The organism is Limnohabitans sp. (assembly GCF_036804465.1).
Classification (GTDB): Bacteria; Pseudomonadota; Gammaproteobacteria; order Burkholderiales; family Burkholderiaceae_C; genus Limnohabitans.
Genome location: NZ_DAIRSK010000008.1, coordinates 48,671 through 60,968 on the forward strand (window position 1 = coordinate 48,671; position 12,298 = coordinate 60,968).

Sequence of the window (12,298 nt, forward strand, 5' to 3'; positions counted from 1 at the left end):
AATTCAAGACGCCTTCATCATGGAAGCGCCCGACTCATCGTTGGATTTGCTTTCTTTGATCAAACGAACCTGGTGCTCAAACGAGCGGCTCTGTTCAATCAGCTTCACCATCGATGCCATTGGATTGACACTGCTGCCTTCTAAAGCCTGCGGTGTCAAAGAAACTGGCTCAGGACCAGTTGCAAAGTCCGTGCCAACTGGTTTTTCGTCAACCCGAAACAAGCCGTCTTCGCGTTTGATGAGGTTGGTGGTGCTGGCATCGCGCAGCATCAGGATGCCCACCAGCTGCTCTTGAGGGATGCCCTGCTGGGTGGGGTCTGAGGCGTAAATTAGCCCGGTGTTGGTGATGTTGATGCGCGAGCCCACGGGAATGGTGATGGGGCCGCCATCTTGGCTTTGCACGATGTGGCCCGAGCCTGTTTCAAGTACACCACTGGGGTTGACACGCAGGTCACCCCGACGGGTAAATGCCAGTTTGCCGTCATTGCCGTTGACACCCAAAACCGTCTTGTGGTTCATGGACACGTCTAAATCGCGGCCAGTGACCATCAAAGGGCCTGGGTCCAAGCGCACACGGTCGGTGGTGTACAGACGTGGCTGCAAGCGAGAGTCAAAGCCCTCACCCACCGCCTGGTGCGGTTGGATGGTGGCTGCATAGGTTTGCTTGAAACCCGCGGTTGTGACGTTGGCAATGTCGTTGGACAACTGCTGACGGATGTAGCGGTCTTCATTGATCGCAGCCATCGCGTTGAAGGATAAGCGGTCCATGGCGTTCTCTTAGGTCGTTCTTTTAATCAGTCAGATTAGTTGCGGATCTGAATGATGGTTTGCGTCATCGAGGTGCTGGTTTCCATGGCCTTGGCGTTGGCTTGGAAGTTACGCTGCTCGGTGATCAAGTCCACCAATTCTTGGGTCAAGTCCACGTTGGCACGTTCTGTCGCGCCTGAGCGCACGGTGCCAAAGCCCGCAGAACCGGCTTCGCCGTATTTAGGGATGCCTGAATCAGAGGTTTTGTAGTAGTTGGTGTCACCAATCTGGCGCAAACCAGACGGGTTGGAGAAGTTGACCAACACCACTTTGCCCAGTGACTTTTGTGCGCCGTTGGAGAAGCTGGCAGACACCAAGCCGTCATCGGCAATCGCCAAGCCCACCAAGTCACCTTCGGGTGCGCCGTCTTGTGACTGCGAGAGCACCGAGAACGGTGACGCAAACTGCGTGGATTTGGCATAGTCAATGTTGATGGTCAAAGCGCCCTTACCGTTTGGCAAGTAAACCGTGTCCAACTGCGCGCCTTGTTTGGGTGATACCAAGTTACCCGCGGTGTCAAAGGTCAGCTCGCCTTTGTCAAAGTAAACCGGCGACCAAGCAGGCAAGGTGTCAAAACCTGTGGCGGTGGATGATTCCTCACCGAATCCGTCGATGTAGACCGTGGCACCTTTTTCGTCTTTGAAGGGGGTGGGTTTGATCCAGCTGGTGGTGTTGCCAAACTGGGCATCCAAACCGTCCAAGCCCCAACGCGCATCGCCCGTGACTTTGATGTACGAGTCAGTCGAGGCTGTGCCGGTGGTGAACTGCAGCGCGTTGGATTTGGCGTCGTAGCTCACCTTGACACCGTTGACAGAGTCAGGTGTGAGGCCATTTCTAGAGGCGCTCTGCAAGCCGTTGATACCGTCTTGCAAGGCCTCCATGAAGGTGCCCAAGGTGTAGGTGTCTTTGGGTGGCACGATCACCGTGCCCGTGATGCCGTTGACCGACACCACAAACTGGTTGTTGGTTTCGTCCACCGAGAAGTTGTTGTCCACGTTCACTGCCAGTGGGTTGCCACTGAGCACCGCGGGTGTCGAGGAAACGCCGCGCAAGGCATCCACCGTAGAAGGTATCACCACATAGTTGGCGGGGTCACCCGTCATGCCCAAGCCTTTGGATGACTGGGTGGCCAAGCTGCCTGGGCGAATGCCAGTGATGGACAAGCCTGAGTCATCACCTGTGGTGCCCGACTTGAACACAAAGGTTTGTTTCACCGCATCGTATTCAACCTTCATGCCGTAACGTTGTTCGTTGAGCGGTTTGAAGGGTGAGGTGGACACAGACGGTGCCAACTTCAAGCCCACCGATGAATCGTTGACACCTTGCACCAAGGGGTCTGCCAAATCCATTGCCGTTTGATCGCTGGACACGGTGACTTTGCCGTTGTCAGCAGGCGTGAACACCAGCTTTTGATTTTGGGTGTCGTAGGAGACCTTGATCTTGCCGCTGTAGACGCTGTCGTCGTTGATTTGTTTTTGTACCTCGCGCACCAAGTCTTCGGTGCGCAAGTCGCCGTGAGGGGCTAATTTAATGGGCAATGGGTCGAGCGTGGTTTTGTCTGCACGCGTGAGCTCCACAAAGAAGGTGGGGTCGCCCACTGTGGAAAAGTTGAAAGGTTTTTCATCCCCGTATTGACGCGCCATCACATTGGTGAGCTCGGCGGCGATTTGTGTGCCCGACAGCTTTCTGCTGGTTGTGTCTGGCAAGTTGGCCATGGTGTCGACCAAGTGGTCCAAGCCCACGCTGACCGAGTCAATGGAGCCGTCCACGTTGACACTGAACAGGTTTTTCAAGTCATCCACGCTCTTTTTGCCAGCGAATTCCGAAGGGGCCGACACACCCGTACCAAGAACGGTCGCAAATCCTGCATTGAGGCTGTTCGAGAGCTTGAGATCTTCAGTGATCTTGTTGGCACCTGTGGTGGATGGGTTTTTGGCTGTCACGACAATGCCAGTACCCGCGCCGTTCAGGGCCGCAGAGTAGGTGAGCGAAAACTGGCTATTGGCATTGAGCTTTTCAACAAAAATGCCTGCGCTGTCTGTGGATTCGCTGGTGATGACGACTTCGTTGGTGCCAGTGCCCAAGACAGCTTTGTATGGTGCATTGCCAGCCACGGTGTAGGTTGCGGTGAAGCGAGGGTATTCCGTCTCATTGGGCGTTGTAGTGATCACAGGCAATGTACCTATGTTGGTCGCTGCACCCTGGGTCAGCGTGAACGCAGCATTGATGGCGCTCGCACTGACATTGGGGTCTAGGGCTGTGATCTTGAGCTCACCCATGGTTTCATTGATGGACGAAGGCAACACACCGACAGAATCCGTTGGTTTGCTCAGGCTGATGCCTGACAACTTACGGCCTCCCGCATCTTTGATGACCAAATTGGATCCATTGGCGGTCACGCTGATGTCTGATTTGCCATGGTCTTCTGAACGCAAGCGTGTTTGCAATTCAGTGGCCAAGCCTGCCAAGTCGGCAGTTTTTGGTTTTAAATCTTTGATATTGAGCGTGGTACCCGCCACAGTCATGTTGAACGAAGAAAAAGCTGTCGTCGACGCTGGGGTTCCAAACGACACGTCGACCAGCGTCATCTTGGAAGCTGCTTGTGCCACGTAGGAGGAGGTAAAACTTGCGTTCAGGTTCAAGGCTTTGGCGACGTCTTGCACGGTTGGTGGCACACCATCAATGGATGGCACCACCACGGGTTCGGCATCAGCGCTGAAGTTCACACTGACCTCATCCGCTGAGGTCAAACCTGAGGCTTTCAAACCATAGGTGACCGCGCTGCTGCCCTGCTTGAGCAACAAGTCTGATTTGTTGAGTTTGTCGTAGTTGGCAAAGTCAATGCCGTCGTTAGAGCCCGTGCCCATGTCGGTGGACAAACCCGCGACGACAGTGGCAGGTTGAGAGGTTCGGATGTCGGTCAAGTTGTCCAAAGAGAACTTGATGGTTTTCTTAGAGAAGCTGCTGTTCAATTCGGCAATTTCTTCGGGCGTCTTGAAGTCGCTCTTGGCTTTGAGCGCACCGTACTTGTTGACGTACATCTCTTCGCCCACCGAGTTGGTGGCTTGCTGCAAAGAGGCGTTGACCAGCTTGTCGCCCACATACACATAGGTTTGCCATTTGTTGTTGGGGGTTTCTTGGCTGGCGTTTTGGGTCTTGACGTAGTAGACCGAGGCCAAGTAAGAGTTACCACCCGCGTCATACACGGTGAGCGCGGTGCTCTTGTTGTAGGTGTCGGGGTCGTTGCGGTTGAATTCTTTGGAGATCACTTCTGCGTCCGCAGGAAAGTTCAAACCGAGTGACACCTTGCTGGTTTGTTTAGCCATGCCGGTGGTTTTTTGCGGGATGGTCAACACGTTCATGTCGTCCAAGTTCGCTTTGCCGGACGAGTCAACTGACGCTGCCATCAAACGCTGGCCTGCTGAGTTCACCACGTTGTATTGGTCGTTCATCATGAACACACCGTTACGGGTAAAGATGTCTTGGAAACCGTCTTGTGATTTGAGCGGGAAGAAACCGTCGCCGCTGATCGCCAAGTCAAGGGTGTTGGACGAGAACATCATGTTGCCTTGACCAAACTCTTGCACCACACGCTTCAAAGACACACCCTGACCGATGGTGGCCGAGGCTTTTTGCAGCGGTGAAGTGGCAAAAATGTCACCAAAGTCGGTACGGCTTCGTTTGAAGCCCGTGGTGGACACGTTGGCAATGTTGTTGGAGGTGACGCCCAGCTGTGCGGTGGCGGCATTCAGACCCGTGAGAGAGGTATAAAAAGACATGGTGCTTTAGCTCCTGAGAGAAATTCTGAGATCTTGAAATTAGTAGCTGATGCGTTTGACATCGGCCAAGTTGACCGTTTTGCCACCGGCAACTTCCAGCAACATGGTGCCGTCTGCGGTGCCAGCGCTGCTGACACCCGTGACTTGGGCGTAGGTGTTGACGGTGGGCTTGGTGACCGAGCCATTGCTGTTGACCGAGGCCACATAGCGGTAAGTGCCATTGGGCACTGTGGTACCGCCGTCATTGGTGCCGTCCCAAGCAATGGTGACGTCGCCTGGAGGCTGAGCGCCCATGATTTGGGTGCGCACCAAGATGCCTTTGTCGTTGAAGATTTGGACTTTGATGCCGTCTGCGCCAGTGGGCGCATTGACCACACCTTGCGACACGGTGGTGTCGGTGACCATCACAGGACCATCGGGCACGCCCACGGTTTTGCCGATCAAGGAAGTAGCGCCTAGCAAACGGTCGTTGGCCAAGCTAGAGACCAAGTTTTGCATGCTGGTCTTCATGGCAGTGGTGGCTTCGAGTTGCGAGAACTGCGCCAACTGGGCCACGAAGGCTTCGTTCTTGACAGGGTCCAAGGGGTTTTGGTTCTTCAGCTGTGTGGTGAAGAGTGTCAAAAATTCCGTCTGGCCCATGTTTTCATTGGTGGGCTTGGCTTTTTGTTGCGCTTGGTAGTCTTCGTACTTGACGATGCCACTAGGCAGTGAGGAGGTTGCGGTGGTGGCCATGATTAACTCTTGGTAATTTCAAGGGTGCGCATCATCAGTTGACGTGCGGTATTCACCACTTCGACGTTGTTTTGGTAAGAACGAGAGGCGGCCATCATGTCCACCATCTCTGACATTTCGTTCACGTTGGAGTGATACACATAGCCTTCCTTGTCGGCCAAAGGATTGCCTGGCTCCCAAGTTTTGCGAATGGGCGCTGGATCGTTGACGATGCGGTCCACCTTGACGCCGCCCACAAACTGCGCGCCGCCATGGGTCATGTGTTCTTCCATCAAAGCTTTGAACAAAGGACGGCGGCCACGGTAGGCCTCTTCCTCTGAGCCCGCCACCGAGTTGGCGTTGGCCAAATTGGAGGCGGTGGTGTTCATGCGGATGGCTTGCGCGTTGAGCGCTGTGCCTGCAATGCCGAAAACGTTGTCGAGTTGCATGATCGGTTACTCCCCGCGCAGGGCTTTGCGAAGGCCACCAATGCGGTTTTCTAAAAATTGCAAGGTCGCTTGGTAATCGCTGGCCGCTTTACCGTACTGAGCTTGCTCGACGTTCATCTCAACGGTGTTGCCGTCGAATGAGCTGTTGAATGGGGTGCGAAATCGCATACCGTTGTCCGGGCCTTCTTGAATGCCCGCGTAATGCTTGTCATTGGTCGCCGTCAAATATTCAGTCTTGACGTCTTTGAGCATGGCCTTGAAATCGACGTCTTGTGCTTTGTAGTTAGGCGTGTCGGCGTTGGCGATGTTGCGCGCCAGCACTTCCATGCGTTGGCTTCTCACGCCAAGCGCACGCTCGTGAATTCCAAAGGCTGATTTAAAAACGTCCATGGCAAGACTCCTGTTTGTTGACACATGGCCTCAAGTGAAGAGACCTCGTGTCGATTTATGCAAGAGCCGTGCCACGGTGTTTTGACGGCAACAGCGGCAATTGTTTGCCGCTCATACCAACCAGTCACGACGCAGCGCGAGTGGCTGGGTGTGTGGCCACGATGATTGCTACCTACGGCGCGAGTGGCTGGGTGTGCGGCCACGACGATTTCTGCCTACGGCGTGAGTGGCTGGGTGTGTGGACCCGACGATTTCTGCTTGCAGCATGAGGAGGGCCACACACCCAGCCACTCGCGCCGTAGGCAGAAAATCAACGAACTTCCGACACCGCCGCCTGCGCCGCATAAGCACTCAAACGTGCCGCCTGCAACGACGGACGCTGCGCGACGTCAGTGCCCAAACGTTCGTTGGCGTTTTGGTGCAAACCCGCCAAAATCGAATTACGCGTGATGGGCGCACGCACGTCGCGGTTCACATGCAAGTAAGCCGCTTGCTGGCCTTGAATGTTCAGAGCCGCGTTGGGCCGCGTTTCATTGCGAGCGGCAGGTGTGAGCACAGTTAAATACAAATCATCCAGACCCACAGGGCCGAAGTTTTTCAGGCCCGTGTCGTCAAAGTACTTGCCCACCATGTCGAGCTGCTTCAACACGCTGTGGCCCAAAATGGCTTTGGGGTTGGCGCCAAAACCCGCGCTGGCGGCACCTCGGTCGGGGCCGTCGCAAAACTGGATGATGCCGTGGCAACGGCTGTTGGACGCTTTGGGGTTCATGCCATCGCTCTCCATCAGGGTGAGGCGCGCAAAGTCATCGGGGGCAAAGCGGTGCTCTTGCGAGAGCTGCACAATTTTGTTCATCACCGCTTGTTTGTCTTGCGCGGGGATGAAGCCTTTTTCAATCGCGCGGTCAATGGTTTTCTCCAGCACCACATGGCCACTGCGGTCTGATCGGGTGAGCAACTGCACTTGGGCTGTGCCCGCCAAAGCAGTGTTGGCCATGGCGGTGTTGGTGTTGAGTGTGTTGACGTTGGCCGCAGGCGTGACAGCGGGCGTGGTCGCCGCCATCGCAGCGGCTGCCTTGTTGGCGGCAATGGCTTGGTTCACGGCCTGGGCTTGTTGCAAAGGAAGGTTCAGCCCATCCAAGTTCAACTTTTGACCTGGGTGGATCATGTCGGCATTGCTGATGTTGTTGGAACGGGCCACGCTTTGTGCCAAGCGCATGGCCTCGTTGTTAGAAATGTTCACACCACGCGCGGCCATTTGCTCGCGCACGATGCCAGTCAAGGTTTGGCCTGAACGCACCGAGGTGCTCCAGGTGGGTGTGCTGCCCTCGGGAGCCAATGCACCATTTTGCAATGCGCCATTTTGATTGGCACTGGCCATGGCACGCGTGAACGCGGGGGCCGTGCGGGCGAAGGCCAGCTGACTGCGTGGCAGCTTGGGCATGCCGGTGGCGTCGGCGTTAGTCACCTGGGGGTTTGAAGACGGGTCGAGTCGCATGAAGGCTCCGTTCAGTCGGTCCGTTTTAAAAGTTGGCTTCGTTCTTGCATGAAGGCTTGGGTCTGAACTGATGTCAAAACTTCCACACCGACCCTTATGACTATGCAAATGCCGTGCCTAAAAAATGCCGACACGCCACGCTTGAAGCGCTGGGGTTTGTGGCTGGGCGTGTGCGTGCTAAGCCAGGCCCAGCTTGGGTTTGCGGCCGATTCGGTGGCAACAGACACGGCTTTTGAGGTGTTGCAAAAACAAGCCCTGCAATGGGCTGCCAACCACCCTTCTTTTCAGGGCAAACAGGTGCAAGTGGTGCCTGTAGACCCCCGCATCACGGTGCAAAGCTGTCAACAAACCATGCAGTTTGAGCACCCGTTTCCCAACCAACCCGCCATCCGCGTGCGCTGTGCACAACCAGTGTGGCAGCTTTTCGTCAACCTGAACTCGGCTCAAGCCTTCGCGCCGCCCAACCGCGCCAACGCCCCCGCCCCTGTGTTGCACAAGGTGCTGGTGTCCAAAGAGTTGCTCAAGCGTGGCACGGTCATCACGCCCGCCATGTTCAACTCTGCCGAGATGCCCGCAGCGGGCATGGAAAACCAAATCATTTCTGATGCCAAATTGATCAAAAATATGGAGCTGGTGCGTGACCTGGTACCCAACACCCCGCTTCGCTCGTATGACGTGAAAAACGCCATCTTGGTCAAACGCGGGCATGAGGTGCAGGTCACCGCGGGTGAAGGGCAAGGTTTTTCTATCACCATGCGTGCGGAAGCTTTGCAAGAAGGTGGTTTAGGTGAACAAATTCGCTTAAAAAATGTCGAGTCGGGTCGATCACTGTATGGCGTGATCACTGGACCGAATGCCGCGAAACTGAGGTGAAAAGTGGTATTTAAAAATTAATTCAAAAAAAGCCCTCAAGTTCTAAAATTTGGGGTCGATTGAACTGTTGTGAAAAAGTTTTGACCTGAATCACAGGTTAGAGAAAGTGAGAACATCATGAATGACGCAATTTCAAATTACGGCCGTATGACGCAATCGAACGCTGTGCTTCGCAACAGCATCGACAACGTCGAAAAACGTGGCCCTTCTGCCGCGCAAGCCAAAGAAGAGCTGGCACCATCGCTGGAGAAAACAGCTTCAGCAGGAGCAGATAAAGTGAGCTTGAGCAACGTTGCCCAACAAGTCAAGGCACAGCCAGACTTCGATCGTTCCAAAGTTGAAGCCATTAAGCAGGCGATCAAGGAAGGCAACTACCCTGTGAACCCGCGCCGCATTGCCGAAAACTTTGTGGCCCTCGAAAAAATGATTTCGAACTGATCGGCACTTGACCGAAATGACCACCCACGTCACGGCTTTGGAGGGCTCCAACCTGGAGCAAGCCTTGGCTTTGGCGCAAACACTGCAAGACATGCTCGAACTTGAGTTCGAGCACTTGAAGGTGCAAAACCTTGACGCCTTCGAAGCGTCACAAGCCTCCAAAAACGAGCTGCTCGGGCAGCTCGCGCAGCTCGCTGGCATTCACGGCCCCGAGTCCGCGGACGCGCTTGGCCCCGAGTGGGACGGGTTCAAAGAGCAGATGGCCCATTGCCGCGACATGCATCGCCGCAACGAAGTGCTGATTGTTCGAAAAATTGACGCCATCCGTGGCGCCCTGCAAAGTTTGCAAGTACAAGACCCCGCCAGCTCGGTTGAAATTTACGACCGCCTAGGCAAAGTCTCGCGCACGCGACGCGGCAGCATGGGCCGCGGCTACGCAGACGCCTAAAAGCGATCAAGCCGCTAAGCCTGTTTGGGCTTTTCATCCCCGGGCTGCATGCCCTTGAGCCAATACACCCACGCCAAAATCACGGCCACCGCGGTGAACATCTCCTCTGGAATTTCTTGGCCTACATCGAGTCGGCTGAGCATGGCTAGCAGACGTGGGTCTTCGGCCACATAGACGCCCTGTTTTTTAGCTTCAGCCACGATGCGACGCGCCAGCTCGTCGTCCCCTTTGGCCGACAGCACGGGCGATTTGTTGCGACCATATTCCAAGGCCACCGCTTGCATGTAGTGCTTGTCGGTCATACGCGGGTGTCAATCAGTCTGCCGTGTTCAGGCGGCGGCAGGTCTTGCAGCGCGTCGGGGCGCGGTGCGTTGTAGACCTGAAAACTCCCCATGTGCAGGCCTGCACTTTCGAGCTCGTCGGTCAAGTCAGACGCGTTGAACTTGGCCAGGTCAGCCACATCTTTGCGCAAGGCCCACATCGTCAGGTCGACCTGCGCGTTGGGGCTGATGGTGGTTTTGAGCCACACTTCGCCCAGCACGCGGCTGTTGGTGTGCATATTCACCACGAAGGGGTTTTTGGGCTGGCCAGGCTTGTTGCCTTTTTGCTCGAATTCCAACTCCACGGGGTCGGCATCCCGAAAGGGGATGACCAAGCCAAAGTGCAAGTCGCCTTTGTGGATGGTTTGGCCTGCTTGCACTTGCGCAGCTTCCAATTCATCCAACGCGTGCTTGAGGCTGTCTTGGGTCTCAACACTGTCATGTTCTTGCACGCGTTGACGCTCAGCCATGAGCAAGCGCAGCAGCACTTTGGTGTTGTCGGCCACGGGCTCGCCGTCGGCCAAGCTGACTTCGCTGGGTTTGGTGTGGCCCAAGATGAAGCGCTTGAAGGCCTGGGGCTGCAAGCTGCCCATGCTCAGGCGCTGGGCTTGGATGCGTTTTTTCAATTCGGCTGCATCCACGACAGGCGGAATCAAAGCCTCCAACACCCCAGGTCGCAACAAACTCAGCAAATTGGCAAAGCCAGGTGGCTGAAACAGCAAGGTGTTCAAGCGCGTGGGCATGCCCGCTGGCGCTGCGTCTGGCCCCGCAAAGTGACCTGAGTGCAAGAGCTGCAGCACCCACTTGCCTGCCGGCAGCATCTGGGCGCGCAGCTGCACCAAGTCGCCCTCTTTGATGTAGGGCTGCAGGGGTAGGTTGAAGATGTGTTCGTTGAGCGCGAGCTTGAGCTGTTGGTTCACCACGGTGGCAGTGGCTTGCACCACTTGTCCGTCGTGCAAACCCAGTTGGCGGGCCACGGGCGCCTCCACATAAGCGATGCGCATGTCCATGTGGACAGGCGCCGTGCGCGTGATGGCGTGGACGCCTTCAGGACCCAAGATGGCCATGCTGGAACTTAGGGAAAGCGCACCCAGTTTTTGCGCTCGTTCATGTTCATGTCTGCCGTGGAATAACCACCGCCACGCTGCACACCACTGCTGCCCATGGCTTGACCCGCCACGAGGTGGGTGCGCAACAAGTCATCGTGGCTGGGCACATTGAGCACGGCCCCAGCCACCAACGCGCGCGGAGGCGATTTGGTGAAGGCTTGGGGGTTTTGCTGCACAAAGGCGTTGCGCAAAATGTCGATTCGCAAAGGGCTGTCGGGCATGGTTTTGCGGATGACTTTGTCCAAGGTGTCCCCTGTCTCCACTTTGTAGGTGCCGCGCACGGCTGGGCTGGCAGCCATTGCCAAGGCAGGGATCGCGAAGACCAGGCAGCAAGCCCAAGCGCGAACGGAAGTGATAAGCGTGATCATGGTCGGTTCTCCCGTCAATTGATTAGTAGGTATAGGGCCAAGCAACCCAGGCCCCATTGAATTTTTGTTTGCGGCCCGCCACTTGTTTGATTTCGGCTTGGTAGAGCGTGACCGATTTAACTTCGGCCAACACGGCGGCGTCAAGTGCCCCTGGTTCTAGCGTGTGACGTGGCAAGACGGCAGGGTCGGCAATCATGAGCCTGTCTCCCACACGCAAGCCCGCGTTGCTACCCGCATTCAGGGACAAGCGACCGTTGGATTGCTCAACCGAAAAAGTTTGCGGCTCGCAGGCCAGTTGTTTGTCAAGCAGGCTGGCCATGGCAGCCACGGCGCGGGCAATGGCGGCATGGGTGTCAGCGCCCACTTTGGGGGTGCCGTGGGTTTGGACGGACACGCTGGGCAGCACCAGCTCTTGTGCGGTGAACCAGCCTTGTCGTGGGCCCGGGCCACTGACTTGCAGGGTCAAACCAAACGACGACAAGTCATCAGCCCCCCCCGCCCAAGGGACAGGCGTGACGGTGAGTTGGGCGTGCCATTGCACATGCTCTTCGCCTTGGCCGTGAATCAATCGGTCATAGGTTCGCGTCTGTGCTGAGGTGCTGATGAGGCGCCATCGCTCAGAGCGGGCAGCGGCTTGCAACAAACGCGTGCGCGCCACCAACCCAAGTTGCTGCGCTTGGTAGCGCTGCGCGGGGGCCAAGACTGCAGACAAGTCCAGGCCCAGGGTCATGACGTGACGCAAAGGGGCTTTGGCCTGAGGCGCTTCGCAGCGGTCAGGTTGCACGGCCTCTACGGTGTTCGTGACGGCCAACTCAGCCTGTGGTTGTGTGCCCGCATCGCGGGTGAATTGGGGCATCTGCAAATCGCGCAGCTTGATTTCAGATGAAAAGCGGTTGAGCTCGCGCAGCTTGCCGTCGCTCTCCATCCAGCTGTTGGCGCTGACGCGGGTGTTGGACTTCATGGCGGCGTCCACCATGGCGCTGCGAATGGCCTGCAGCCGCTCTTCGCTACTCAAGTCAGCGGCCACTGAAACATTGACACCCGCTCCCACCAACCAAACGGCCACAAGGCAGAGGTGCTGGCGTGACAAAGTCCACATACGCGCATTCTT

Annotated in this window: 13 protein-coding genes; 3 read left to right on the forward strand and 10 right to left on the reverse strand. The window is 56.3% G+C overall.

Going from position 1 to position 12,298, the window contains the following annotated elements:
• Positions 1–3 precede the first annotated feature (3 nt).
• The 6 genes from V7Q41_RS05785 to V7Q41_RS05810 form a co-directional block, all read right to left on the reverse strand.
• Entirely contained in the window at positions 4–768 is a 765-nt protein-coding gene (locus V7Q41_RS05785; RefSeq protein ID WP_333844103.1) for a flagellar basal body rod C-terminal domain-containing protein, read from the reverse strand.
• Between the two features lie 35 nt (positions 769–803).
• A complete protein-coding gene (locus tag V7Q41_RS05790) occupies positions 804–4,586 on the reverse strand; it encodes a flagellar hook-basal body complex protein (RefSeq protein ID WP_333844105.1) in 3,783 nt (1,260 codons plus the stop codon).
• Between the two features lie 39 nt (positions 4,587–4,625).
• Entirely contained in the window at positions 4,626–5,318 is a 693-nt protein-coding gene (locus V7Q41_RS05795) for a flagellar hook assembly protein FlgD (RefSeq protein WP_333844107.1), read from the reverse strand.
• 2 nt (positions 5,319–5,320) lie between these two features.
• Entirely contained in the window at positions 5,321–5,746 is a 426-nt protein-coding gene (gene flgC, locus V7Q41_RS05800; RefSeq protein WP_333844109.1) for a flagellar basal body rod protein FlgC, read from the reverse strand.
• Between the two features lie 6 nt (positions 5,747–5,752).
• Positions 5,753–6,136, reverse strand: a complete 384-nt coding sequence (gene flgB, locus V7Q41_RS05805; protein WP_333844112.1) for a flagellar basal body rod protein FlgB — start codon at positions 6,134–6,136, stop codon at positions 5,753–5,755.
• A 310-nt stretch (positions 6,137–6,446) separates the two neighbouring features.
• Entirely contained in the window at positions 6,447–7,631 is a 1,185-nt protein-coding gene (locus tag V7Q41_RS05810; protein ID WP_333844114.1) for a LysM peptidoglycan-binding domain-containing protein, read from the reverse strand.
• 102 nt (positions 7,632–7,733) lie between these two features.
• On the opposite strand from V7Q41_RS05810, the gene flgA reads away from it, so the two are divergent.
• The 3 genes from flgA to V7Q41_RS05825 all read left to right on the forward strand — a co-directional run bounded on the left by flgA (position 7,734) and on the right by V7Q41_RS05825 (position 9,390).
• Entirely contained in the window at positions 7,734–8,504 is a 771-nt protein-coding gene (flgA, locus tag V7Q41_RS05815) for a flagellar basal body P-ring formation chaperone FlgA (RefSeq protein WP_333844115.1), read from the forward strand.
• 117 nt (positions 8,505–8,621) lie between these two features.
• A complete protein-coding gene (flgM, locus tag V7Q41_RS05820) occupies positions 8,622–8,942 on the forward strand; it encodes a flagellar biosynthesis anti-sigma factor FlgM (protein ID WP_333844118.1) in 321 nt (106 codons plus the stop codon).
• A 16-nt stretch (positions 8,943–8,958) separates the two neighbouring features.
• Positions 8,959–9,390, forward strand: coding sequence for a flagellar protein FlgN (locus tag V7Q41_RS05825; RefSeq protein WP_333844121.1), 432 nt, complete (start codon positions 8,959–8,961; stop codon positions 9,388–9,390).
• Positions 9,391–9,404: 14 nt separating this feature from the next.
• Here the strand turns inward: V7Q41_RS05825 and V7Q41_RS05830 are convergent, their stop codons facing one another.
• From V7Q41_RS05830 to V7Q41_RS05845, 4 genes are read right to left on the reverse strand one after another with little or no spacing between them, the layout of a single operon-like run.
• Positions 9,405–9,692, reverse strand: coding sequence for an EscU/YscU/HrcU family type III secretion system export apparatus switch protein (locus tag V7Q41_RS05830; protein WP_333844123.1), 288 nt, complete (start codon positions 9,690–9,692; stop codon positions 9,405–9,407).
• Positions 9,689–10,777: a hypothetical protein gene (locus V7Q41_RS05835; protein WP_333844126.1), complete on the reverse strand. Its 1,089-nt coding sequence runs from the start codon at positions 10,775–10,777 to the stop codon at positions 9,689–9,691. The genes V7Q41_RS05830 and V7Q41_RS05835 overlap by 4 nt, the downstream gene beginning before the upstream one ends.
• A gap of 8 nt (positions 10,778–10,785) precedes the next feature.
• A complete protein-coding gene (locus V7Q41_RS05840; RefSeq protein WP_333844128.1) occupies positions 10,786–11,187 on the reverse strand; it encodes a type IV pilus assembly protein FimV in 402 nt (133 codons plus the stop codon).
• 22 nt (positions 11,188–11,209) lie between these two features.
• On the reverse strand, positions 11,210–12,286 hold the full coding sequence (locus V7Q41_RS05845) for a hypothetical protein (RefSeq protein ID WP_333844130.1): 1,077 nt from the start codon (positions 12,284–12,286) through the stop codon (positions 11,210–11,212).
• Positions 12,287–12,298 lie beyond the last annotated feature (12 nt).

Excerpts from the sequence above, each read along its gene's own strand:
- V7Q41_RS05785 (WP_333844103.1), bottom strand. The coding sequence starts at position 768 with ATGGACCGCTTATCCTTCAACGCGATGGCTGCGATCAATGAAGACCGC.
- V7Q41_RS05790 (WP_333844105.1), bottom strand. The coding sequence starts at position 4,586 with ATGTCTTTTTATACCTCTCTCACGGGTCTGAATGCCGCCACCGCACAG.
- V7Q41_RS05795 (WP_333844107.1), bottom strand. The coding sequence starts at position 5,318 with ATGGCCACCACCGCAACCTCCTCACTGCCTAGTGGCATCGTCAAGTAC.
- flgC (WP_333844109.1), bottom strand. The coding sequence starts at position 5,746 with ATGCAACTCGACAACGTTTTCGGCATTGCAGGCACAGCGCTCAACGCG.
- flgB (WP_333844112.1), bottom strand. The coding sequence starts at position 6,136 with ATGGACGTTTTTAAATCAGCCTTTGGAATTCACGAGCGTGCGCTTGGC.
- V7Q41_RS05810 (WP_333844114.1), bottom strand. The coding sequence starts at position 7,631 with ATGCGACTCGACCCGTCTTCAAACCCCCAGGTGACTAACGCCGACGCC.
- flgA (WP_333844115.1), top strand. The coding sequence starts at position 7,734 with ATGCAAATGCCGTGCCTAAAAAATGCCGACACGCCACGCTTGAAGCGC.
- flgM (WP_333844118.1), top strand. The coding sequence starts at position 8,622 with ATGAATGACGCAATTTCAAATTACGGCCGTATGACGCAATCGAACGCT.
- V7Q41_RS05825 (WP_333844121.1), top strand. The coding sequence starts at position 8,959 with ATGACCACCCACGTCACGGCTTTGGAGGGCTCCAACCTGGAGCAAGCC.
- V7Q41_RS05830 (WP_333844123.1), bottom strand. The coding sequence starts at position 9,692 with ATGACCGACAAGCACTACATGCAAGCGGTGGCCTTGGAATATGGTCGC.
- V7Q41_RS05835 (WP_333844126.1), bottom strand. The coding sequence starts at position 10,777 with ATGGCCATCTTGGGTCCTGAAGGCGTCCACGCCATCACGCGCACGGCG.
- V7Q41_RS05840 (WP_333844128.1), bottom strand. The coding sequence starts at position 11,187 with ATGATCACGCTTATCACTTCCGTTCGCGCTTGGGCTTGCTGCCTGGTC.
- V7Q41_RS05845 (WP_333844130.1), bottom strand. The coding sequence starts at position 12,286 with ATGTGGACTTTGTCACGCCAGCACCTCTGCCTTGTGGCCGTTTGGTTG.